This window comes from Sphingobacterium sp. CZ-UAM (genome assembly GCF_002000245.1).
Lineage (GTDB): Bacteria > Bacteroidota > Bacteroidia > Sphingobacteriales > Sphingobacteriaceae > Sphingobacterium.
In genome coordinates this window covers 151,592-176,432 of sequence record NZ_MTCM01000001.1, presented here as the reverse complement: position 1 = coordinate 176,432, position 24,841 = coordinate 151,592, and the positions used below count along the sequence as shown (strand labels likewise).

Below are 24,841 nucleotides of genomic sequence, written 5' to 3'. Positions count from 1 at the left end.
TTCTTTTGGAATTATGTTTATCTTTCTTCCAGCACAAAACATATCCCACAATTCCAAAATTTTACAGAAATGAACGTTTCCAGCCATTGTCCACAATAGCGCTTATTTCTTATCAATTCTCCCGTCTTCATAAAGGGTATACGCCTCGCCATCGGCTTGTTGTAAGACAGTTTTTCCTTCGACAAAGATACCGCTGTGTGTAAAAACTGGGGCTGTGATTATTTTGCCATTATAATCCATCAATCCCCAATGTTGGGGTGATTCCATATACATAATTCTATTCTTACCCGCGATATCAAGGAGCTGATATTTTAGCGGTACTACGATCTTCCCGTTACGATCGATAAAACCCTGTTTCCCATCTTTATCGACTTTGATCACCGTGCTGTCAATCTCCAACAAACTGTCGTCCAAAAAGATAGTTTCATATTGAGGTGGTACAACTTCTACCCCATTCACATCGATCAAACCTACACGTTGCTTGCTATCCTGTACTTCAAAAAAGCCAGATCGCGGTTTTGTTGATGTACTGAAATAGTTGGGTTGGACAATAACCTTTCCTGTTTTATCAACAATACCAACGGTCCCTAAAGCTCCATCAGCATCCGTCCGATAAAAAGTAGCAAGATTTTCGCCATCAAATCGTATAAATTGTTCATAGGCAGTATCTGGATTTTCCCAAATATCTTCGGCTGCATTATATTTCCCCTGCAATTGACTGATTGGCAAAATAGCCTCTTCCGAAGCTATTTTAGCAGCTTTGGTTGAACCTTGTCCTTGACAAGAACTGCTTATAAATACGATTATTGCTACCATGCCCATAATTTTATATGGATTGTTTATGCTCATACTATTTCAAAATTATATTTATTTATCAAATGTTATTTAAATCATGCAGCTTAAAACAGACAGATTTAAAAAGCGGAGGTCCGCACCCCACAATGAAGTCTTATCTATTAAAGCATTTTCTCAAACTTGTTAAAACCGATTGTTATCAACTGAAATAATTGTGGTGTAAACAATTTAGGTGAAGGCGGCATTTTCTTGGCTGCTCTGTTTAAGCTCCATTGGGCACGTTTCTCAAGCAGAAATTGCAATCGCTGTAGTGTTGTTAATCCAGGCAATGTGTAATATATACTATTTTCACCTTCTTTTCCTTGCATTTGAATATATCGCCCAATAGTTACCTTGAATTTATTTTTTTCCTCAAAGCCGCGAATAAAGGAACTATCCTGATCAGCGATATCCCACATTGGATCACGGGGACAACAGACAGAGCCATAGCTTTCCTTCCTATATACGGTTAGCATATCATCCGGAACCGCAGATTTGTCAAAATCAAGCAATGGGTTTTCTAGTCCTCCAAGGCGAGCACTATCAACTTTTACATGATCCTCTTCCCGTCTTATAAAGTAGTAAAAATTAGTCGTTTCCGGTTCTACGCACATACCTTTCATTGCAGCCATTTTACTGACTTCAGCATAAAATTTCCAATCAGGAACAATAAGAATAAACTGCTTCAATTCGGGGTAAAACCCCAATGATTCCTTAAAAAGTCCGACTGGAATTTTTGCATTCAAATAAAATACATAGCTGGAATCTGTATTAAACTGCAATGGTATGTCCACGAGGTAATTCCCATTTAATACCGCCACATGATCATTATCAATCATTGTCACTTGCGAATACTTCTGGGCTAACCAGTCTGGCCTTACCATTTGCCGCTGATCGGCAACGCTAACAGCCTGCTTTATAGCTTTGCTTTTACAGGATACAATTAGCAAGAATAAAACACCTATTAAATAAAATCTATGGTTTGTTAAACATGTTCTCATTTGTCCGAAATTAATAGTGTTACCGCACAGCAGTAACTTTTATTCCCACACGATTTAAAAATTCTACCTGTTTCTCTAAACAAGTATCAGCTAAGACTGTTATTTTAGCTCTTTCGTCAGTAATATCTCTCAATAAGGCCTGTCTCGCACCTTTTTTTTGTTCATCTACATATTTGATCAACAACGGTCCATAACCATCCGCTATTCTTGTCATATAAGTCATTATGGTCGAATGAAAGCTCTTAGCGCTTTCACTGGGCGTCAATGCATTAACTTCACTCTTTATTCCCTTGATATAACTGTTCAATGCCTGTACTTCTTTTAGCGTCATTTCGTAGGATAATTCGTCAGCTTTATCTACATCATATGCTCCTTCCAACAATTTATTGTAGCTCTCATCCAACTTCTCCTTACATTGATAGAAAAGATCGGCAATCTTTTCGTTATAACCAAAATCCAGATTACCACCACAAGATGTCAATGCAAATGCACTGATGATTAATGTCAAAATAATAATTCTCATAGCTCATTTTTTAACAAATAACGTCTTTTCAAAACAGGCAATTTAAGTCAGTTAATATTCGCTGCTTGTTTTTTAAGATTCGTTATTATTTTGCTGTTTATAAAGGTCAATTTTAAAGAAAGATCCCACATTTGTGTCCTTAATGAATGATAAAACCAGTTAAGAGATACGTTAGTTTGTTTCTTAAAGAAGAATTACGGAACTTAGAAAAAGAATACAGACCATTAGATGAAATTCAATAGAATGAAGAAAATCAATGACGAATCAAGAACGAAAAGAACTAAATAAAACATGATGAAAAAATTAGCTTTATTAATTATGTTCATTGGGATATCGGGTATGGTTTTCGGACAGGAAATTAGCCGCTCTACAACTGAGACGATTACGCAATCCGGGATCGGACTTGGTTCTGTAATTGCAGTTGTCACTTCATGGGATCGCAACAAATCTATTCTATGGGCATTGATACATGGGATCTTAGGATGGCTCTATGTTATTTATTTTGCATTTACACGAAGTAATAATTCATAGGTACAGGAAGCGTATTCACAGTGCAATCCATTGTTTCATTACAACGCTGCAAAACAAAAAAAATAATCAGATAAAATCGAGGGATCATGAGCATGATACAAAATTTTCTCCGGGTCAATTCAGAAACATTGAATAGTTTTCTCACGGATAGTCGCCTGTTAAGAAATATGGTTTACAGCAAAGAGGCCGTACATTTGAACAATCTGATCGATATAGATAAAGCCTGGGAAGGTATTTTCTTTTTATTAACAGGAGAATCCATCGGAACCTACGATCAGGCCTCACCTCCTTTATCCTGGCTATTAGTTGGCCCCAATGACATCGACCGGAATCAGGACATGGGCTATGGTCCAGCGACCTATACGGATATCGAACAAACCAGACAGATTGATTTAGCGCTACAGGAAATTTCAGCAGCAGAATTAACACAGCGCTTTGACTCCATCATGATGTTAGAGAAAGATATATATCCCACAATTTGGGATGATGAAAATGCATTAGATTATCTGCTTCAATACTTCGAGGACTTGAAAGCATTTTATCATATGGCCGCATTACAGCATGAAGCGGTAATTCTATTTCTCAATTAAAGCGCAATTATCCCACACGACTAAAACATGATAATATAACCATGCATATTTCAGACAAGAGAAGTATCCACATTCAAGAATTAAAGGAAATAAATAACAACACCGTTTCGGACCTAGCTGCATTAACATTGGATATTGTTCAAGGGGGAGCCTCAGTAGGCTTTATGCAGGATATAAGTAAAGAAAAGGCAAGTGAATTCTGGCACAATGTACTGGCAAAGGTACAACAACAAAAAACAGTACTACTTGTCGCAAAAGACAGCCTAACTGAACAGATTGTTGGGACTGTACAATTGCAAATAGACCTTCCCCAAAATCAGCCCCACCGGGCAGATGTGGCAAAAATGTTGGTACATTCGTCTTTTCGACGTCTGGGTATAGCCGAGAATCTACTGCAACATATTGAAATCATCGCGAAGAAAATGAAAAAATCACTTCTGGTTTTAGACACCGTAACCGATAGTCCTGCCCATGCTTTATATCTAAAATGCGGCTGGAAAGTTGTGGGAAATATTCCGAATTATGCGCTTTTTCCGGATGGCACACCGTGTAGTACAACCTACTTTTATAAAAACATTCAATAATAGCTTCATTCACCAAGGAACCTCCAGTAGCTGTTAGCTAGTTGAGGTTCTTTCAACAAAAACGATGCATTAATTTTCAGTTATTTTTTGTACCACCTCGGCCCAGGTTTGCTTCCCATTTGGAAAATAAGGGTAGCCCCCGACATGATCTGCTCATGTGTGATATAGCTCGTTTCGAGCGGCTTCCCATCCAAAGTAACCGACTGGATGTAAATATTGGTTTTATTTACATGATCCGCTTTGACAGTAAACTTTTTCCCATTCGCAAGTTTAAATTCGCTATGTTCAAACAATGGGGTACCGATTTCATATCTTCCACCCACAGGATCTACCGGATAAAACCCCAGCGCACTGAAGACATACCAAGCAGACATCTGTCCGCAATCATCGTTTCCGCTTAACCCCGACGGCTTATTGAGATAGAGTTTTTCCATTACTTCAGCAGCATATTGCTGCGTTTTCCATGGTTGCCCGATTGCATTAAACAAATAGATAGCATGATGGCTAGGTTCATTTCCATGCGCATATTGTCCGATCATACCTGTGCTGAAAATAGGTAATTTACTTGTATCAGACGGGTGAAAGGTAAACATGCTGTCCAACTTCTGCCCGAAGCGCTCGTCTCCCCCCACAAGATTGATCAATCCGGGGATATCATGCTGAACTGACCAAAAATATTGCCAAGCATTACTTTCGCAGATATGCGCGCTGTATTCCTCCGGATCAAAGGGAGTTACAAATGCGCCCTGGCTATTACGTGGCTGCATAAAAGACGTAGTAGGATTATAGACATTTTTATAACTTTTTGCTCTTGCGAAAAAAGTTGATGCCACGGCTTTGTTTCCCATCTTTTCTGCCATCTTAGCAATGCAATGATCATCAAACGCATATTCGAGCGTACGTGACAAAGACCAGTTATCAGCATTGTATTTATCCACGATATCATAGGGAACATATCCCAGCTTTTTATACAACCCAATCCCCCTATAATTATCTATATTTGCCGTAGCCACACAAGCCGCCAATGCTTTATGCGCATCAAAATCACCTATTCCCTTCAAGTACGCATCTACAATAACCGGGATTGCATGATTACCGATCATCATATCTGTTTCACTACCGTAGATATTCCATACCGGCAAGCGACCATGCTGTTCGTAAAATGCAAGAAATGATTTAACCATATCATTTACCCGGCTTGGATCAAGGTAAGTAAATAAGGGGTGTGAAGCACGGTAGGTATCCCAAAGCGAAAAAGTACTATAATTTGTCCAGCCCTCAGCCTGATGCACCTTTCTATCCGCGCCAAAATAGGTTCCATCTACGTCTCCAAATATGGTAGGAGCCAACATTGAATGATACAGTGCTGTATAGAACTTCATTTTAGCTTCTTTGTCTGCGGTTTGGATGGTGATCTTACCAAGTTCCTTGTTCCAGCTTTTTTCAGCTTCTTTTAAATAATAATCGAAATCATCTTTTGGCACCTCTGCCTTCAGATTCTTGGAAGCACCGTCCATACTTACCCCCGAAAGTGCTGTACTAAGTGTTACCTGCTCACCGGCAGTTGTTTTAAAATCAAAACGTGCTTTGAAAGCCGTCCCTATGCGTTTGGATGATTTTGTAAGCGTATCAACATTTGATTGTATTGCTGAACTGTCTATATGAATTGCTTCGAAGGGCTTTGAAAACCGGGTTGCAAAATAGACACGCTGCCCTCTGGCCCAGCCCTCAGAAAATCGGTAGCCTCGTACGGTGACCGAATCGACAACCTCTATATATGAATCGGTGGTAGCGTCCCAATTCATCGCTTTTTTCAGATCCAAAAAAACAGCTGACTGCGCTTCAGGAAATGTATAACGTTGGATACCACAGCGCGGGCTTGCTGTTAACTCTACATCGATATTATAATCTGTCAGCTTTACCTTATAATATCCCGCATGCGCCTGTTCATCCTGATGGGAAAACTTGGAATGAATGCCCAAAGGTTCCGCGGCTTCATGATAAGGCAATGTAACTGGCATAAACGATATATCATATAGATCCCCAGCTCCCGTCCCACTTAAATGGGTATGACTAAAGCCCGAAATCGTGCTATCGGGATAAAAATAACCCGAAATACGATCCCAACCGGGCAATCCATTATCCGGACTCAATTGCACCATACCAAAGGGCGATTGTGCTCCAGGATAGGTGTTACCCGTAAAATCTGTCCCTATAAAAGGATTGACTGATTTTGCATAAGAACCTTCAGCCGAATCCTGCTGTGAGGCACAGCTCAGTATTCCCAATAAACCTGCACCTGCCAGGTATTTCATATATTTCATAGTGTAGATAGCTTCTTTAATCTGCGTGTCATTTATCTGTCTCCCGTAACAATCAGGATATCTTTGCTATTGACCAAAACTTGATGGCTTATCTTAAAACCTCCTAATGGCTTTCCATCGACGATAATTTTTTTGATGAATTCTCCATTGCCCTCTTTTTGGCGTCTAATGGTCACACGATCAGACTTAGGATAATACTTTTTATCAAGTTGAATAGTTACTTTATCAAATACCGGAGTAACGATCGTATAATCTGGTCTGCCGGGACAAAAAGGATAAATTCCCATCATATTCATTAATGCCCAAGTCGACATTGTCCCTGTATCATCATTTCCCGGTATCCCACTGGGGCTATTCGTAAAATGTTTATCCAAAATCTGCTTAACCAATTTTTGTGTACGCCATTCTTCACCTTTTATCTCCGAAAAAACATGTGGATAAAGCATGTCAGGTTCATTGGTTACATCGAAATACCCCTTATCAAAAGTTGCTTGCAATCTAGCCACGAATTTCTTCTTCCCCCCCATCAGTTGAACTAAACCAGGGATATCAAATGGGATCGCAAAGCTATAATTCCAGGCATTTCCTTCATGAAAACCATGGTTAGGCTCAAAATTAGCTCCCATCAATGGGTTGAAAGGTGTCAAAAATGATCCATTCGGAAGAATAGGCCTAAATGTTCCATATTCTGGAGAATAGTAATGTTTGTAACCTTGCGCTCTTTTGCCAAAAGTCTGCGCATCTTTGGATTTTCCTAACGAGCTGGCCAGTTGTGCTAAATTCCAATCAGCGACATAATATTCGATTGCGTGGGAAACCGAATTATCAAAAGAATCACGTAGTGGAACATAACCATATTTTACATAATCGGCATTATCCGGACGGATTCGATTCGTCGAATCGGTGGTCGTTGCTGATTTCAAAAATGCCTCATAGGCGGTATCAATATCATAATCCCGAATGCCTTTCATCCAGGCATCTACAATAACAGGTACGGCTGGATCCCCATCCATTGTATAACTCTCACGGCTATAAAGTTCCCATTTAGGCATCCATCCATTTTCTTTATAGATATCAATCATAGAGCGAATCATACCAACCTGTTTTTCTGGATAGACCAGTGACATTAATGGTTGTACATTTCTGTAAGTATCCCATAAAGAGAATACCGTATAGCGGTTGTGATCTGCAACGAGGGTCTTTCTATTTTCCATAGCCGGATATTCGCCATTCACATCCTGTAATATATTAGGATGGATCATAGCATGATACATAGCTGTATAAAACACCGTTTTTTGATCTTCAGTACCTCCTTCTACCTGAATTTTTGACAATTCACTGTTCCACAAAGATGAAGCTTGCGTTCGGATCTGTTCAAATCCAAAACCTGGCTGCTCTGCCTCCAGATTTTTTCGGGCATTTTCAACACTCACGAAAGATACCGCCAACTGAACCTCCACACTTTCATTTTCCTGGACATCAAAGCTCAAGAAGGCGCCAAGATCATCTCCAGATAGTTGGCCTGAATAGTCGGTAAAAATCTTGTATTTGCCGGCATCCTTGTTCCAGTCGTTTTCCCATTTTTCACCCGCACGTTGAAATTTCCAGTACCCTTTTTTTGTGGGCTTTTTATTCACACGCATCACGAAGAAAATAGGATATACGGCCTGATTGTTGGTATAACAGAACGAACCTAATAATTTCGAACCTTCAAGTTCCGTATCACTGACATAACGGACTGTAGCCCCTGTTTCATTCGTCAGTCCCTCGCCTAAATTGAGGAGAATATTCGCCTGTCCCTTCGGAAAAGTAAATTTTGACACTCCTACACGAGCTGTTGAGGACGCCTCTGTTTTGATACCGTATTTTTTTAACACATTACTATAATAGCCTGGATGAGCCTCTTCTTGCGTATAAGTACTTCCATATTGGTGGTAGTCAACTTCCAGTTTTCCAGCTGTAGGCATCAATAACAAACTTCCCATATCCGGGCAACCTACACCACTCAGATTAACATGTGAAAAACCCGTAAAATAGCTATTACTATGTTCATAAGGTGTAGACCACCAACGCGCGTCCTTATCGAAGGCATTAAGTGAGGATCCCATTACATTGAAGGGGGACACATTCATTAAACCATGAGGTACCTGAGCTCCAGGATTGGTCGTCCCGTAATTACTCGTACCAATAAAAGGATTCACATAGTCTGTTGGCAGTTTTTGCGCAGACGCGTGCTCCCAAACAAATAATCCCAAAAGGAAATAGCGGATAAACTTGATCATATCATGTTGATAAAGGCAATCTACTTTTGTGCTACAATGAACAGCGGATTGCACATTTTTAAGTGTGGTCACAATACTACAGATAATACCAAAGATTTACAAATATCCGCTAAACTTATATCTATCATTTTACAAATGTTAATAGGATTTAGCAAGAGTAAAAATAAACTAAAATCACCACGACTCTGCTGATTTTAAAGTACAGCCCCAATATCCATGAATAGCAATCGGCGTATTGTCAACTCTGGAGAAATATCTTTCGACAAAAAAATCCTGAAGCGGGGAACTCCAGGATTTTTACTAACTAACCAATTATTAACCTAAATTATGAAAACTACATTGATAACGCCATCCTTCGAGCTTTGTTATCCCCCTCCACTGTGTTTAACCAAACTTTAACAAACAGTCCTGCCTAACGAAGAAAGTAATAATCTGAATGTGTAGTTTCCCGTCAAAAGTTTATTTCAGTACGATCTGATTAATGCAACAATCCCCATTGCATATTCGGTTTATCGCCCATTTCCAAAACAAGTTCACCTCCTTTTAGCAATTCCGTTGCATCGAAATAAAATGTCTGCAGCGGTTTACCATTTAAAATCGCCCGTTGCACATACATATTCTTTTTGCTCGCATTTTTAGCTTTTATAACAAATTGATCTCCGCGCCCATATTGCCGTCCCAGTTTGATCTTAATTTCTTCAAAATATGGGCTACCAATTTCATAAATAGGTTTTGTTCGTGTTCCCCCATCCAGTTGGAATAATCCAATCGCATTCATGATATACCAGGCACTCATCTGTCCCTGATCCTCATCTCCCAGATAGGCATTGGAAATACCTTGTCCATAGTAGCGTTCACCGATAGAACGACTCCATTTTTGTGTAAGCCAGGGTTTGTTTAACCAGTTAAAAATATAAGCGAAATGCATAGACTGTTGATTTCCCTGAACAACAGGATAATCCCAATATTGATCATTTGGCCCGTTATATCGCCATTTTTCACTTTCTCCGAACCCCCATTCCAAGCGCTTTAGGAAAACATCCTCCCCGATCATTTTCGCCAATGCCGGGACATCCTGAGGCACAAAGAACGTTAACTGCCATGCATTGCCTTCAACATAATGATGATTGGCTCCGGATTTAAACGGGTCAAAGTCGCGATACCATTCACCCTTGGCATCTTTCATCCTCGCATATCCACTTTTAACATCTATTGCGTTCTTCCACCAGCTACCTCTATCATTAAAATAACCATATTCCTTTTCCTTTCCCAATGATTTTGCAAATTGTCCAACACTCCAGTCGTCAAAACTATATTCCAGGGAATTTGAGAAACGACCAAGGTCATAAGGAACATACTTATACTTTAGATAAACATCTAGATCACGATTACCTGCAAAACCACCTTCAAATTTCAGCGGACTTGTTGTCTGCATTTTCTTAACGGCTTCAAATGCCTTTGTAACATCGTAATCGCGTATTCCCATCTGATAGGCTCCTACAATCAAAGGAATTTCATGTTCAGCCACCATTACGGGAATATACTCCATCCCGGCGGGCCCTTTTGCCAGCCAACCATCGGCATCATACATCGCCAATTGCGAACGCACCCATTTGTTCGACCACTCCGGTGTTACCAGGTTCCAGAACTGGTTTAAATTCCAGAATGTATTCCAGAACGCATCACATCCCAGGGCCAGATCCCCTGCCTGTTCCATCGTTCTGATCTTCTCGTCAGAAGATCGCCATTGACCATTGACATCGCTAAACGTATTACGGCTAGCCAAAGTGCGGTACATATTGGTGTAAAACTTCTCTTTTTCCAGATAGTCATTGCTCTTTATCTCCAGGCGACCTAATAATTCATTCCATACCCGGTGTTGATTTTCGACCACAGCTTCAAAAGACCAACCAAACGGATCTGAAAGTTCTGTTTTCAGATTTTCTGCTGCATTAGCTATACTGATATAGGAAATCCCAGTTCGCAATTGCACTTCCTTGTCTTTACGAACGTCGAACTCTACATACATACCTGCAAATTGAGCGCTGTCCGCATCCAGATCTGCCTTAGTTGTAACACGACCATCATGCCAGGTACCGAAATTGATAATTGGCTTATCAAACTCCATGACGAAATAAACGACATAATCCTGCTTGGCATCAGTAGACCAGACATTTTCGGACAACTGGCTACTATAACCGATAACCTTATAATCTGAAACCTTTTTAAGTGAGAGATCTTTGATCTTATAATCATATTCACCATTCACTTTAAGATCGATCATAACACGTCCGGTATCTGACTTATGATAGGTATATTTCTGGAAACTAGACCGCGTTCCCGCAGTAAGTTTTGCATCAATATCCTGATCGAGGAGGTGGACGGAGTAGTATCCCAATGGAGCCTGTTCACTTGTTTTATCTATTGCAGAACGGTAACCTGAATGCACACTATATTGGTCTCCCACACTGGTCTTCAATTGGCCCGCTGTCGGAAAAGTGCCAAGCCCTGCCATTGTCCATTCGTGTATATGGCTAAATGTACCAATGGATTCTATCGATGGCTCGTAACCAGCCTGCCAGCCGATATTCTGGTTATCGGGGCTGATCTTAACCATTCCAAATGGCATCCATGGTCCCGGTGCCAACATCCACCTGGAATGCGCAGCCCCTATCATGGTATTGACATAGTCCGAAACCCCACCTAATCGCTTTGGGGATCGTTTTATGAAAGCTGTACGAATTAATTTATCGTTGACATAGATGGCATATTTGCTTCGTACTTCCTTCGATGTATAAGGCATGGGAATCTCAAGTCGAGATACTCCTTTCTCATGAGTTTTATCATAGATTTTCTTCCCATCCAATAGTACTTTTATGCGCTCGTCATCTTTCAATTTCAAAAGGTCAACAAGCATATACTGTATACGTTCATTTCCATTTTTCAGTTCAAAATCCGATTGCCTTACCCCTTTTATTACTGAGGTGTAATCTGTTAACAATTTGACCTGCTCAGGCCCCAATAACTTAAAGGAATCGAACTCAACCCATCCTCCTTTTATTACGGTAAGGGTCACCTGATTAAATCCCGTCGAAATAAGATGGTCAGGTAATGCTATCCGTATGGTAGAGGCTCCAGACTTCGAACCCGTAGCTATCGGATCAACGGGGCCATCACTATTCTTGAGTTCGTAATTATAAGATTTACCATTGATTGCGATTTGTAAGGTCGGTTTATTCTGAGGATCACTATTTGCCAATTTTACTTCCAGAGCCCATTTCCCATTTTCAACCGGACCACTCAATACACTGTATAAATTCAGAAAATGGGTTCTTAGTCCAGAAGTTCCACCAGTCCCGCCCCATTCGTTGGCAGGTCCGGGTAACACATAGGGTAAATCTCGCGATAACGAAGATTGCCCAACCAAAAAATAATTGTCTTCGTAACCAAAATCGTGTTCAAGGAATTTTTTATAATCCTTTGGAGCCAGTGCGAATTCTCCACTGGAGCCATCAGAATTGCCCAGTTGCCAAATTGTAATTTCCTGTCCCGAAACAAGCTGCCCAGTCATTAACAGTAAACCGGCACAAACGGAAATGGGGAGATGCATTTTCATAATCGATGGATTTTATAATAAAAAATATGCAGTAAATGCTTATTCTAGTATTCGGTTCTTTTTACCTGTTTAAATTTATCTTCGCTTCCAATTCAGTTGAATAAGAAGAGTCGCCCCCAAGCATTCATTTAACCGGTGAAATATTGTATATACATAATAAAAAACAATACAAAGCACGATTAAAAGCTCAAAAGTTTAATTTAAGAACACAATAATACTATAAAAAATAAGAAATATCAAGTAAAAAATATAAATGTACATACATAGTAAAAACAAGAGATATTCTTATCTAAGCTGTTTGTTATCCCCTTAATAGGACTAAAGTTAAGGATGACTTAGCACCGTTAAAATAAAATCGAAAATTGAAATAATCAGGGAGAGGTATTTTTAAGAAAGGCCTAAATAAATTAAAATTTTTATGAAGATTCTATATAAAGCAGCACATGTCATTGGGTATTTTGAATCCAATAAACTATCTTTATATAATTTTAAATTACCTTGAAAATATAAAGATAGAAAGTAAAATCCGACATTTTATCATGCTGGACAATATTCTACCCATTTGTGTAGAACATTATTCTATTATATAACAGGAATTTAAAACAAAAAAGAGACCCATTTATTTAGACAGCGAGAACAACTTATGCTTGGAAAGATCCATTTCAGGCCCTAGATTTAGATAAACTGTTATTTTGGTAAACTACTATTAAAAGTGACATTCGTCTAAGTGGAAATTTTGAAGCAACAATAGATCATCTTTGCCATTTTACAATATGAAAATAAAAATTGAAGATTTTTTTGAGCCGATACATGTTAAAGACAACTTTAGCCAAGATGATTATGAGATCGTCAACGCATTTATTAATTTCGCAAGATCCCTCAGTCGACTAACTTATCAGAGCATCTATCTAATTGACTATTCAAAGAAAAGTTTTTTATTTGTTTCCGACAATCCTATCTTTCTATGTGGAAGTTCCTCTGCGGAAGTGATGAAAGAAGGATATCATCATTATGTAAATAATGTTCCTGAAGATGATCTTCACTTATTAAAAAAGATAAACGATGTTGGATTTGATTTCTATGGCAAGTTATCTGCAGATGAGCGTTTAAAATACTCCATATCGTATGATTTTCATCTAAAACAGCCCGGCAGTAAACCGTTACTTGTTAACCACAAATTGAAGCCACTTTTACTGGATAACCATTCAAACCCCTGGATTGCACTCTGTTTGGTTTCTATGTCTTCGCATCCAAATGCTGGTAATATCAGATTCAAATCAGATGAAGATGGAAGGCAATTTGAATATGATCTGGTGAAAGATATCTGGGTTGAAACGCCGCGTGTTAAATTAAAACCCCGGGAAAAAGACATTTTACTTTTTTCTGCACAGGGTCTGACAATGGATCAGATTGCAGATCGGCTCTATGTATCTATTGATACTGTTAAATTTCACAAAAAACAGATATTTTCAAAGTTAAAAGTAAAGAGTATAACTGAAGCCACAGCATTAGCAATCGAGTTATCTCTTTTTTAAAAGGCGCTTAAATTCACTAATTGTTTTTGGAATCCAATAACATAGCTTTTGACATAGTCACAAATTTTTGGATGTCACTATCATTCCTACTACTGTACTGCGAAGTTTTATTTTTTTGGATAAAGGCCTCCAGCCATTCCGACTTAATATAGATGGGTAATGTCTCAGAATAAAAATAAATAATCGGATCTCCCAATTGATATGATTCTATTTCAAGTTTACGCAGCGTATTCACAACTTTCCGGTCACATTCGGCAATGATTAAACCATCCTCCATACTATAAGGGCCATAAAAAGCATCAAAAAGCATTTTTTTCAGAATATTAATCCGATTTCCCATAATTTTTCCTGAAATTACAAAACGTCCGATATGCCAAAAATTATCAACTCCGGGTATCAGCAGGTCATCGGTTTTAATACCAAATAGCTTTTGAATAGGTAAGCTGGTTTTCTTATCCCAATACGTAATTCGAATTGAGGCATGGATTTCATGATTTATCTTGCTCCGCAAAACATAATAAATAGATTGATCGAAAAAGACTGAATCCTCTCCTATCAAAGCATTATAGTCCGCATGATAATCCTCTTTTGAATACTTGTCAAGTTTATAGTGCTGTTGGAGGGTGGTCAAATAAAAATGGATAAGTTCAGGTAGCTCTGCACTATTAAGTTTGGTAAAATAATAATTTTCTGGTGTCCAGTTCATGCAGTTGAAATTCAATATTTTTTATAAAATAGCTTTTGTTGATTAGATCATCACAGAGACGCAGATGTAATACAAAAATATAATAATTATTACAATCAATATAGGTCATTTCATTAACGCATAGACAAATAGTAGGATTCAGGAAAAACTTTTATGGGTTTATCTGTGGCAATATTGAATACAACCTGGCAAACCATTCCAGCTAATAAATATAGCCCCAATGAGAGCTGTGGTGGTGGAGAATCCATAGCAATTTTACCGTATGCCAATAAAAAATCTTCCAACCATTTTGTATCAATATGCTGTTTCTGTAATCGATCAACAATAAATTTTCCCACATTGATCTCAAAGGCATGATGCTCTTTATCCAAAGAGCGCAGATTGCGACTCTCTGCTGTAATGACAGTTAAAAACCCAGCCCAGCCCAGATTGTACGGGTGGACAACAGGGATATTACGATCTGCCATATATTCATCAAATAAAAAAGGAATATCGGAGGAAAAGTCCAGGGCATTTATAGCGACTTTACAATTTAAATCAAGGTTATACAAATTGTTCCGGTCAAGAAATTCAGGATAAGCCGTAATCTTCGCTTCTGGATTTATGGCCATCAGGCGGTCTTTTAGCGCAATCGCCTTATTTACTCCAATATCCGCCACTACATAATTCTGACGATTAAGATTCGTCATTTCCACTGTATCGCCATCCACGATGATCAAATTTTCAAATCCCATACGTAATAGACACTCAGCGATATAACTCCCAATACCACAACCTCCAATAAGCACCGTAAAATCCTGAATACGTAGCTGTTCCTCTTCTTCAATATGAATGATATTTCGCTTGTATCTCAGACTCATTTTTCACAGAAATTTTGTATCCAATAAAGATAGGATTTAAAAATTATTAGATCACCTTTATCAATTAATCCTAAAATTGTTTCTTAAACCAATTGCAATGTATTGTTTATTGTTTCCGATCCGTATATTTACTGTTACAATAGATTCAATCATATTCATGCTCCGAATAAAATCTAAGAAAAAAATCCTGTTTTAAAACGATAAATCAAACAATGAAAAGTAAAATACAAATAATATATATTTTTATTACCCTATTGCTGTGCGTAGACATACTCGCTTACTACCTGGAAAAGATAAGTTTAATAGGCTATTTTAGTGACGTCTTGCTTTTCTGGATATGGCTAGGGCTGACTATGGCTGTTATCGTTATCTTCTGGAAAAAGATCCTGGCAAAGATTATGCTGGCTATATTAATATTGGGGTTAATTTGTAGCATCTTGCCAATGATGCTTCCCTTTTACACAGTGATGTTGTCCATGTCTTCTTACGGCCTACGGATGAAAAAAGATCTAAATGAAAAATATCGTGCACAAATCGTTGGATATAGTGTTTTATCCTCGCCTTGGTTAGAAATCATTGAGAAAAGAGGAATAATTGAAAAAAGGGTTTTTAGTTGCACCGATAATAGCATAAATGGCGAAACAGAACTAAAGATAGGTAGCGCAAAAGATATCATTTTCAATTCGGAATCGGATAAAACACTTCTCATTACACTCTTTTATGGAGATAAAAACAAAACCATTACTTTTGATAAAACAACAGGAAAAATTATATTGTAAAGAAATTTAACGTTCAAAAAATAGTAAATTAGCAAAAACCACAAACGATCATCAGTAGAAAAATGGACAATACTAGAATATATCGCATGTCATTTGCTGGAGTATATCCGCATTATATACAAAAAGCAGAAAAAAAAGGTCGCACAATAGAAGAAGTCAATGAAATCATATTTTGGTTAACCGGCTATGATGAAACTTCCCTGAATCAAGTAATAGCTGATAAAATTGATTTTGAACAATTCTTCAGCCAGGCACCGAATTTCAACAGCAATGCAAAAAAGATTACAGGTGTCATTTGCGGTTATCGTATAGAGGATATTGAAGATCCACTTGTTCAAAAAGTCCGTTATTTAGATAAACTGATTGATGAACTGGCGAAAGGCAAGTCAATGGAAAAAATTTTAAGAAAATAAATTCCTCAACGAAGATTAAAACATTCCTTGCCTCTGTACATAAAACAGGTACAAAATTATTATGGATATATAAGATATTTCTTTCTTATTTCCTTATAACGTGTTAATCCAGGTTCCCAACTTTTTCGAATTTCTTCTTCAGAAACACCTTCAGTGATCTGTCGTCGAAAGGAATCAACCCCAACCAATTTTTCTATACTTCCAATCTGCTTGGAAAATGACTGATCAAAGAATTTATCTTTTTCTGGAGAATTCCGATAGAGTTCCTGCATCCAGGAAAGATTTATTTTTTTACTGTCCACCAGCTTCTGCAAATCATATTCACGTAGATCTAAACCATAACATACTTCATTCATAAAGAGAGGTGTTTCACTCATTCCCTTTTTACTCACAGGCGTAAACGAAAAACGATATACCTCTTTATAGGCTGGACTTCCAAAAACAGTAAAGGGATAATCCGTCCCCCTTCCATGATTGATCTTTACACCTTCAAAAAGGCAAGTACTTGGATAAAGGAGAATACTCTGTTCGGTATTTAAATTTGGAGAAGGATTAACCGGTAGTTTGTATAACATTTGATGGTTATATCCTAATACAGGTATGATCTTTAGCTTACATTTTTTTTTCGTCGCCATCCAGCCCTCGCCGTTAATCATCTGGGCAAACTCTGCAATTGTCATCCCATGCGCAATCGGAACCGGAAACTGACCGATACCCGATTTATATTTCATATCCAATATAGGGCCATCGACCAAATACGCATTTGGATTAGGGCGATCTAAAATCAAGAGTTCCTTCTCATTTTCGGCACAGGCTTCCATGATGTCCCGAAGTGTGTTAATATTGGTGTAAAATCTTACCCCCATGTCTTGTACATCAAAGATGAAAACATCAATATCTTTTAGATCTTTCGATGAAGGCTTTTTTTTATTTCCGTAGAGCGAGATAACCGGAATTTTGGTTGCTGGATCGACTTCATCCCGCACTTTCGTTCCGTTGCTGGCATTTCCGCGAAATCCATGTTCAGGCCCAAATATTTTTACGATTTTAATTCCTCTGGCGAGTAGGCTATCCACAAGATGTTTTTTCTTGATCACGGTAGATGGATTACCCAAAATAGCTACACGCTTACCATTGAGGTAAGGTATATATTGCTCCGTTCGCTCTGCACCGGTTTGGATGTGATCATTGCAGTAATTCATCCGGTCCTGTGCCCGAAGAGCAACAACAGCAAAAAATAAGGATATAAAAACAAATACAATTTTCATACTCGCTCGGTTTATAATAAAGAAGTCATTGAGAAACAAACAATTCAGCTTTTACCAAAGATTAAAGCTAATGATAAACCTTCGTTTTCCAAAATCATTTCTTATCGGTCATAACTACCACCTCGGCTCTATATAGATAGAAAATCCGATTACTTTTCCACCCCTACATAGAAGTGATTATGGCGTTTAGTTATTGGGAACAATGGTAGCATATTGCACTTATTTTGAAAACCATCATACATTTTATATTGACAAACCTATTTTATCCCATTACCTTTGGAATATTATCCTGATATTACGTTAAATCCGTTTGCAACGAATAGTAATCATCGGATAATAGGAGAATTTGATGTTTTTGCAAAAACATAATGGACGACAATGGAAAAGCAGGTAAATGCAGGTGAATTCGTAGATAGATTTATGACTGGTAGTCTGGAACACCTGAGGTACCAGCAATCCCCAGTTAAGATCTTTCAGCTTAGTGAAATCGCTCCATATATTAAATTCCCAACGCCTCCCATTTTCTTGGGATACAATCTCCTTGTACATATAACAGAGGGCCATTTTAAACACAAGATCGGGGCAAAAGAATATGTAGTAAAAGCGCCGGCGATTCTGATCAGCAATTATGGTAATATTTCTACGATCAAATCTGTCGACAAATCTGCAAAAGGTCATTGTGTACTGATCAATGACAACGCGATGACTTCGATATTTCGGGAACAGGAGATACTGAATATTTTTAACATTTCACCGCTGCTCAACTTAGCCTCACAGGATAGTACAGACCTTAACGAGCTATTCAAATTGCTCTACAATGAATTACTTTCTGAGTCTCCTTATAAAGAACTCTTCGAAAGTTTACTAAAATCCCTTTTGCTAAAGATTATCAAGCTATCATCTTCCAATCAAGCACTCAACCGAAGGCAGGAAATTGCAATGATGTTCAAACAGCTTGTGCACAAAAACTTCAAAAAACAAAAACATATCGGCTTTTATGCTGACCGGCTCGCGGTGTCAACCAATTACCTAAACCGCTGCGTATTTTCGGTGTTCAAAAAGTCTTCCAAAGAACTGATCTTAGAAGTACTTATCATGCATAGTCAATTTCTTCTTTTTGAATCAAATAAAAGTATTGCCGATATCTGTTATGAGCTCGATTTTTCTGATCCCTCCTATTTCTCCCGTTTATTCAAAAAAATCGTAGGAATTTCCCCTACTTCTTATCGTAACAAGGCAACTTAATATTTTTCAGATATGCACGATTTGTCCTATCTTTTATACTGAAGTGGACAGACCGATCACAGCGATATGATTTATTTTTGTATAGCGATTGGGATGTAAGCAAAATTCACAGCTATTTTTGAAGCTTTATCGTAAACATCTTCTATTGCAAATGTTTCATCATTTAATTAATATAGCGATGTCCAACGTTTTAGATCACACGAACAAAGCCCAAAATTTCGATTTATTTATCGGAAACTTTAAAGAAAGATTATCAACCTTATTCCATACGGAATACGACTATAATAACCTAAGCTTATCACGTGGTTTACCACCTCAGTTTTTAAGCGAAATCATGGCAATGAGACCATTGTCTGTTGCTATTCCCGAGTATCACGGAGGCCGTGGCCTACATGTAAAAGAATGTTTAGGAGTGCTTGCGGCGGCGTCTTATGAATCACTTTCACTGTCTTTGATCTTCGGGATCAATATCGCTTTATTCTTGGAGCCTTTTGCTAAATACGGTAATACCTTACTTCAGGAAAAAGTTTTCCATCAATTTCTAGAAAATAAAGCCATGGGTGGGCTGATGATTACTGAGCAAGCCTATGGTAGTGATGCCCTCAATATGCGTACCTCCTACCAACAGGATGGAGATAAATACAGCCTTAACGGAGAAAAACATTGGCAAGGTTTAACAGGTGCTGCTGACTTTTGGCTTGTTACTGCCCGAAAGAAAAATGAGAATGGTGAACTTGTACGTGATATAGATTTCTTTGTTACCGACAATTCCATCGAAGAACAAAAGATTGAAGTAACAAAAAAATACAATAGCTTAGGATTGTATGCTATTCCTTATGGTATCAATAAAATAAACATCGAAGTACCCGTCGACAATAGGTTAACACCAGAAAGCACTGGTATAAAACTGATGTTGGATACTTTACACCGGAGCAGACTTCAGTTTCCTGGAATGGGAATGGGATTCATAAAACGAATGCTGGATGAAGCCATGAAGCATTGCACGGAAAGACGTGTTAGTGGAATTCCATTGAACGAACTGGATTCGGTTAAGTTTCAGTTGTCTCGCTTGCAGGCTGCTTTTACGATATGTTCAGCGATGTGTGCATACAGTAGTTCGATCAGTTCAATTCAAAATGATCTTTCTGGCCACAGCGTGGATGCCAATAGTGTCAAGGCACTCGTGACCGACCTGATGCATGAATCTGCACAGATCTGTGTACAATTATCTGGAGCAAATGGTTATAGATTGGATCATGTTGCAGGTCGTGGCTTAGTAGATAGCAGACCTTTCCAAATTTTTGAAGGGTCAAACGAGATGCTCTATTCGCAAGTAGCGGAGGCAATCGCTAAACTGATGCGCAAAAGCAAAGAAAGCAATCTGCTTTCATTCCTGAAAATAAATCCGGCAACCGGACTTGCGGCTCCATTTTTCTCTTCTATTTTGAATTTCGACTTCCCGCTTCAACCTAAACAGCGCGAGATGGTGACTTTAGGAAAAATAATTGCACGTGTTGTTTGCTTCCAATATGTCCTGCAAATCAATAACGCTGGTTTTAATGATAAAATGACTGAAATTGCCCGTCAGCATATTAGTATGGATCTGTACATGTTGGTCGGTCAACTCTCCAATAACAATAATGCCGAACCGCTTATGCACTATGACGAAAAGGCTGATTGGATGGATTTCATCTCTTTATAAAAATTGACTGGGGCTGCGAAAAAATTTCATCGCAGTCCCTTTTTCTATTACATCTCTGCAATATCCCATTCCCAAACACTATGGTAGTGGCCAAGATTTTCTGCGTAATCAATAAATTTCTGGTAGAACGAATGAATCCCTATCGTCGCACTATCGCCAATGACGACCAACTTCTTTTTGGCCCTTGTCATGGCGACATTCATCCGTCTCACATCGGATAAAAACCCAATCTGTTGTTCGTTATTACTTCGCGTCAAACTGATATAAATAATATCTTTCTCCTGCCCTTGAAAACTATCAATGGTCTGTACTTTAATAATAGCAGCATACGGCCGTAATTCTTCATCCTGCTCCAACATTTCCTTTAATACAGACACTTGCTTCCGGTAAGGTGCTATTATCCCAATATTTGGCCATTGTTCGCTTGGAGAAGACCCTACCCAAGTTGCGATGGCTGCCTTTAAATGAGATTTCAGAAAACTGGCCTCCCCAAGATTATAGATGGCACCATCGCTTTCGGTTTCCTCAAAACCTGCCCCAGCCGTATCAATATATACAATCGGTTCCGAATCGTTTGCTATTGTCCAATGCGCAACCGAACAATCCGCTTTCAAGAGACCTCCATACAGAGCTGAGGACGGATAATTCATGATCTGCTCGTTCATTCGATATTGGATATCGAGCAACGAAACCGCTTCGGGATAAAGATTGATTAGTTTTTCAAACAGTGTATGGCTCAGCTTATTGCCTATACCTTTAGTTGATTTCACTGTTGGTGAGAGTTGGCAATGATCTCCAGCCAACACCAATTTGTCTGCCTTTAATATCGGAATCCAGCAGGCAGGCTCCAGTGCCTGAGCAGCTTCGTCAATAACAACCGTCTCATATCTCCGGTTTCGTATAACATCTTGATTTGCCCCTACGAGCGTCGCGGTTATTACCTGAGAGCGATCGAGAATATCCGCTACGATAAAATCCTGAATCTTATCAACATCTTTCCGGATTCTGTAAGCTTCGTCGAACAATGCTTTTCTTTGTTCCCGCTCGGCCTTGCCAAAATTGCGTTTATATTTTTGGGCCATATCCGTATAAGTTCTAACTTGCTTTTGCAAGGACTTTATATCCTTATTCGCGCTATGACGATCTATTCTGCTGTCAAGGGTTAACTCCTGCAGATGTTCAGATACTTTAACCGGATTACCTATCCTAGTGACAGATATTCCAGCAGCATCTAAACGCTCTGTCAGTAGGTCAACCGCCGTATTGCTAGGTGCTACAACTAGTATCTGTTTTTGATTATTCTTGAGTAATGCGGCTATTGCCTTGATCAGCGTTGTCGTTTTCCCTGTCCCTGGAGGCCCATGTAAAAGTGCAATATCTGTTGTATCCAAAACCTGCTGAACGGCCTTATTCTGACCGAAATTAAGATCAGTATGCTCAAAATGTGCGTCTTTTTCTCTAATATGTAATTGTTCTCCACCAATAAGCTTTCTGATCAATTTACCTTTTCGTGGATCAGCTGCGAGCTCCTTTGCCTGTCGCAATGCATGCTCCATTTCACGGTATGAGTGCTCATCAAATAACAAGTCCACACCAAGTTTTCCCCTTCGACTCCAATCCGGCAGCTCATCTACACGAAATGAAATCCGCATACTTTCCTTATTAACCGAAGATATAATGCCGTCTATTCTGTCCGCATTTGGGTCGTGGTTTGAAAATAGAGAAACAGGCATCCCAAAACGAAACCGATGATCTACATCAAGGTGATTGGTTTTTTTTAAACTAACTGACAGATAATCACCCCGCCCCAGTTCGCTATCCGTGATCTGAATCGGAAACCAGGTCACCCCCTGCATTCTTCGTTCATTTAAACTGCTTTTCAATAATAATGCTTCATGCTGCATCTTATCATATTGCTGTTCTTCACCTAATAGCGTAATAAGTTCGTCGAAATAATTCATATCAGTACATTCGCTTTAATCAGACACAAAGTAACAGTTTTTTCAAGTACTTTACCGATCAGTTTTTATCCATGTTCTTTATTTTCCTGAGAAAATCGGGGTATTCTCTCATCAACAAGGTACACTTATCAAGAACTTTTAAAGCTGAGGTACAAAAGTCATAATTATTTCCTATCATTGACGATAAAGATTTGTTGATTAATTTTTCAAAATAAAAGCGGTTAAAATGAGTGCGATATTCCTACACGATAAAACGCAGAGCTGGACAGATCTAGGCGATGGTGTACAACGTAAAATATTAGTCTATAACGATGAATTGATGTTAATGAAAGTACGTTTTCAAAAAGGTGCAATCGGTGCCCTACATCAACACCCACATACACAAATATCTTATGTCAACGCCGGAAAATTTAGGTACCACATCGATGGCATAGATGAAATCTTAACTGTAGGTGATTCCTGTATTATTTACCCAAATTTAATCCACGGCTGTGAATGTCTTGAAGAAGGTGAATTGATAGATTCCTTTACACCACATCGAGAAGATTTCATTACATCATTGTAGCTAGAAAAAAAGGAATTTTACTGGTCCAACAAAACAATATTCGTTCAGAACAATCGTTTATTTACTTATGTTCAAAAATACTATTTCGCTCTTCTCCGCCAAAGTAGCCACGCTACTTCTCGGTCTTTCTTGCTGTATATTGCCATCTTTGCGCGCACAGGAAAAACCATTATCCATTGAAAAGATCAACTCACAACTATATCTTTATACGACTTATAATACTTTTGAGGGCACCAAATACGCTGCTAATGCGGTCTATCTAATCACCAAGAAAGGTGTTATTCTATTTGACACGCCTTGGGACTCGACACAATATCACCCGCTTTTGGACAGCATAAAACAAAAGCACCAGCTACCTGTCATTGCAGTATACGCTACCCATTGGCACGAGGATCGCGCGGGAGGCTTTGCATATTATAATCGTATGGGAATTCCAACCTATGCGACAAAAATGACCAATGACCTGCTTAAAGCAAATCATAAAGCCCAAGCTACGCATCTCGTTAAAGTCAACAAGACCTATAAAGTCGGTGGTCAATCCTTCGTTTTGAACTTTTTTGGCGCAGGACATTCGTTGGATAATGTCGTTGTCTGGTTTCCAGACTATCAAATTCTGGATGGGGGTTGCTTCATCAAAAGTTCGGAAGCCAAAGACTTGGGATTTGTTGCTGATGGTGATGTCAAAGCCTGGAAGCCTGCATTGGCAAGATTGTTAGCGAAGTATCCACAGATAAAAATGGTTATTCCGGGACATGACGCATGGAAGGACAATCAGCAGATAAAACGTACTGAGGAACTACTTACTGAGAAGCAATAAATAATAATATTTAAAAAAATAAAAAAGCAATTTTGTTTTTACAAAAAAGGTACTATCTTAGCGACAGAAAAAATAAGGGGCATTAGCTCATCTGGCTAGAGCGCTTCGCTGGCAGTGAAGAGGTGATCAGTTCGATCCTGATATGCTCCACAAACAAAAGAGGCTACTTTTCACAAGTAGCCTCTTTGTTGTTTTTATACATTGATCCGTTTTCCCGAAACATCATTTCAATTTGCAGTAATTCCTATTTGTAAGAATTAACTGATTTAGAAACTTTCCATGCACCATTTTCCTTCACAAGTGTGATCAAATCGGTCTTAGCGAAACCATCAAATTGCATGGTTACTTTTGCAATAGCGTAATCTGGTAATTCTTCAACGATCTGCGTTGTTGTTTTGCAGTTCATTTTTATTCCTTTTTGTTTTTTCAAGAACTCGATCATCTCCGAACGACTGTGATTTAAATCTTGTTTACCACAGATTTTCTGATTAAAATCAGAAGTGAATAGCTTATTTAAATTCCCCACCTGACCTTCGGTCATTGCACCAACATATTCATCAATCGCCAAATCTGCTGTAATTAAATTACGCTCTTCTGGTTTAACCGAAGCCATTGAGCAAGTAGAGATCGCTATCATTGCTGCCGCTACAAATGTTTTTACTAAAGTTTTCATATTTTTTTCTTTTATAATGTATTAGTATATTT

The 24,841-nt window shown here is 38.6% G+C and carries 21 protein-coding genes and 1 tRNA gene; 11 read left to right on the top strand and 11 right to left on the bottom strand.

Annotated features, from left to right (window positions below; translation table 11 throughout):
- Positions 1 to 102: 102 nt before the first annotated feature.
- The 3 genes from BWD42_RS00740 to BWD42_RS00730 form a co-directional block, all read right to left on the bottom strand.
- Positions 103 to 816: a WG repeat-containing protein gene (locus BWD42_RS00740; protein WP_175991923.1), complete on the bottom strand. Its 714-nt coding sequence runs from the start codon at positions 814 to 816 to the stop codon at positions 103 to 105.
- Positions 817 to 956: 140 nt separating this feature from the next.
- A complete protein-coding gene (locus BWD42_RS00735) occupies positions 957 to 1,835 on the bottom strand; it encodes a hypothetical protein (RefSeq protein ID WP_139350970.1) in 879 nt (292 codons plus the stop codon).
- 19 nt (positions 1,836 to 1,854) lie between these two features.
- On the bottom strand, positions 1,855 to 2,358 hold the full coding sequence (locus tag BWD42_RS00730; protein ID WP_077432575.1) for a hypothetical protein: 504 nt from the start codon (positions 2,356 to 2,358) through the stop codon (positions 1,855 to 1,857).
- Positions 2,359 to 2,649: 291 nt separating this feature from the next.
- Between BWD42_RS00730 and BWD42_RS00725 the strand changes: the two genes are divergently transcribed.
- The 3 genes from BWD42_RS00725 to BWD42_RS00715 all read left to right on the top strand — a co-directional run bounded on the left by BWD42_RS00725 (position 2,650) and on the right by BWD42_RS00715 (position 4,063).
- Entirely contained in the window at positions 2,650 to 2,889 is a 240-nt protein-coding gene (locus tag BWD42_RS00725) for a hypothetical protein (protein ID WP_217699972.1), read from the top strand.
- Between the two features lie 86 nt (positions 2,890 to 2,975).
- Positions 2,976 to 3,479: a YfbM family protein gene (locus tag BWD42_RS00720; protein WP_077432574.1), complete on the top strand. Its 504-nt coding sequence runs from the start codon at positions 2,976 to 2,978 to the stop codon at positions 3,477 to 3,479.
- A gap of 41 nt (positions 3,480 to 3,520) precedes the next feature.
- On the top strand, positions 3,521 to 4,063 hold the full coding sequence (locus tag BWD42_RS00715) for a GNAT family N-acetyltransferase (protein ID WP_077432573.1): 543 nt from the start codon (positions 3,521 to 3,523) through the stop codon (positions 4,061 to 4,063).
- Positions 4,064 to 4,143: 80 nt separating this feature from the next.
- On the opposite strand, the gene BWD42_RS00710 is transcribed toward BWD42_RS00715, so the two are convergent.
- The 3 genes from BWD42_RS00710 to BWD42_RS00700 form a co-directional block, all read right to left on the bottom strand.
- Entirely contained in the window at positions 4,144 to 6,387 is a 2,244-nt protein-coding gene (locus BWD42_RS00710) for a GH92 family glycosyl hydrolase (protein WP_077432572.1), read from the bottom strand.
- A 32-nt stretch (positions 6,388 to 6,419) separates the two neighbouring features.
- Positions 6,420 to 8,669 (bottom strand): GH92 family glycosyl hydrolase, encoded by a 2,250-nt coding sequence (locus BWD42_RS00705; RefSeq protein WP_077432571.1) that lies wholly within the window; start codon positions 8,667 to 8,669, stop codon positions 6,420 to 6,422.
- A gap of 478 nt (positions 8,670 to 9,147) precedes the next feature.
- Positions 9,148 to 12,285: a GH92 family glycosyl hydrolase gene (locus BWD42_RS00700; RefSeq protein ID WP_077432570.1), complete on the bottom strand. Its 3,138-nt coding sequence runs from the start codon at positions 12,283 to 12,285 to the stop codon at positions 9,148 to 9,150.
- Between the two features lie 773 nt (positions 12,286 to 13,058).
- Here BWD42_RS00700 and BWD42_RS00695 point away from each other — a divergent pair.
- Complete coding sequence (locus BWD42_RS00695) at positions 13,059 to 13,820, top strand: response regulator transcription factor (RefSeq protein WP_077432569.1); 762 nt, start codon at positions 13,059 to 13,061, stop codon at positions 13,818 to 13,820.
- Between the two features lie 16 nt (positions 13,821 to 13,836).
- On the opposite strand, the gene BWD42_RS00690 is transcribed toward BWD42_RS00695, so the two are convergent.
- The gene (locus BWD42_RS00690; protein WP_077432568.1) at positions 13,837 to 14,526 is read right to left on the bottom strand and encodes a hypothetical protein; all 690 of its coding nucleotides are present in this window, start codon (positions 14,524 to 14,526) and stop codon (positions 13,837 to 13,839) included.
- A gap of 113 nt (positions 14,527 to 14,639) precedes the next feature.
- On the bottom strand, positions 14,640 to 15,386 hold the full coding sequence (locus tag BWD42_RS00685) for a HesA/MoeB/ThiF family protein (protein ID WP_077432567.1): 747 nt from the start codon (positions 15,384 to 15,386) through the stop codon (positions 14,640 to 14,642).
- 212 nt (positions 15,387 to 15,598) lie between these two features.
- Between BWD42_RS00685 and BWD42_RS00680 the strand changes: the two genes are divergently transcribed.
- Together BWD42_RS00680 and BWD42_RS00675 are read left to right on the top strand one after the other, a co-directional pair.
- A complete protein-coding gene (locus BWD42_RS00680; protein ID WP_077432566.1) occupies positions 15,599 to 16,165 on the top strand; it encodes a hypothetical protein in 567 nt (188 codons plus the stop codon).
- A gap of 62 nt (positions 16,166 to 16,227) precedes the next feature.
- A complete protein-coding gene (locus BWD42_RS00675) occupies positions 16,228 to 16,578 on the top strand; it encodes a DUF2200 domain-containing protein (RefSeq protein WP_077432565.1) in 351 nt (116 codons plus the stop codon).
- A gap of 59 nt (positions 16,579 to 16,637) precedes the next feature.
- On the opposite strand, the gene BWD42_RS00670 is transcribed toward BWD42_RS00675, so the two are convergent.
- Positions 16,638 to 17,846, bottom strand: coding sequence for an exo-beta-N-acetylmuramidase NamZ domain-containing protein (locus BWD42_RS00670; RefSeq protein ID WP_077432564.1), 1,209 nt, complete (start codon positions 17,844 to 17,846; stop codon positions 16,638 to 16,640).
- Between the two features lie 378 nt (positions 17,847 to 18,224).
- On the opposite strand from BWD42_RS00670, the gene BWD42_RS00665 reads away from it, so the two are divergent.
- The gene (locus BWD42_RS00665) at positions 18,225 to 19,091 is read left to right on the top strand and encodes a helix-turn-helix domain-containing protein (protein WP_077432563.1); all 867 of its coding nucleotides are present in this window, start codon (positions 18,225 to 18,227) and stop codon (positions 19,089 to 19,091) included.
- Positions 19,092 to 19,269: 178 nt separating this feature from the next.
- The gene (locus tag BWD42_RS00660; RefSeq protein ID WP_077432562.1) at positions 19,270 to 20,793 is read left to right on the top strand and encodes an acyl-CoA dehydrogenase family protein; all 1,524 of its coding nucleotides are present in this window, start codon (positions 19,270 to 19,272) and stop codon (positions 20,791 to 20,793) included.
- A 47-nt stretch (positions 20,794 to 20,840) separates the two neighbouring features.
- Here the strand turns inward: BWD42_RS00660 and BWD42_RS00655 are convergent, their stop codons facing one another.
- Positions 20,841 to 22,754, bottom strand: coding sequence for an AAA domain-containing protein (locus tag BWD42_RS00655; protein ID WP_077432561.1), 1,914 nt, complete (start codon positions 22,752 to 22,754; stop codon positions 20,841 to 20,843).
- Between the two features lie 226 nt (positions 22,755 to 22,980).
- Between BWD42_RS00655 and BWD42_RS00650 the strand changes: the two genes are divergently transcribed.
- From BWD42_RS00650 to BWD42_RS00640, 3 genes are all read left to right on the top strand, one after another.
- Positions 22,981 to 23,319: a cupin domain-containing protein gene (locus BWD42_RS00650; RefSeq protein ID WP_077432560.1), complete on the top strand. Its 339-nt coding sequence runs from the start codon at positions 22,981 to 22,983 to the stop codon at positions 23,317 to 23,319.
- Between the two features lie 67 nt (positions 23,320 to 23,386).
- On the top strand, positions 23,387 to 24,136 hold the full coding sequence (gene bla / locus BWD42_RS00645) for a BlaB/IND/MUS family subclass B1 metallo-beta-lactamase (protein WP_077432559.1): 750 nt from the start codon (positions 23,387 to 23,389) through the stop codon (positions 24,134 to 24,136).
- 76 nt (positions 24,137 to 24,212) lie between these two features.
- A tRNA-Ala gene (locus BWD42_RS00640) sits at positions 24,213 to 24,286 on the top strand.
- Between the two features lie 94 nt (positions 24,287 to 24,380).
- Here the strand turns inward: BWD42_RS00640 and BWD42_RS00635 are convergent.
- Positions 24,381 to 24,809 carry a nuclear transport factor 2 family protein gene (locus tag BWD42_RS00635; RefSeq protein ID WP_077432558.1) on the bottom strand — a complete coding sequence of 143 codons (429 nt, stop codon included), beginning with the start codon at positions 24,807 to 24,809 and terminating at the stop codon, positions 24,381 to 24,383.
- Positions 24,810 to 24,841: the final 32 nt, after the last annotated feature.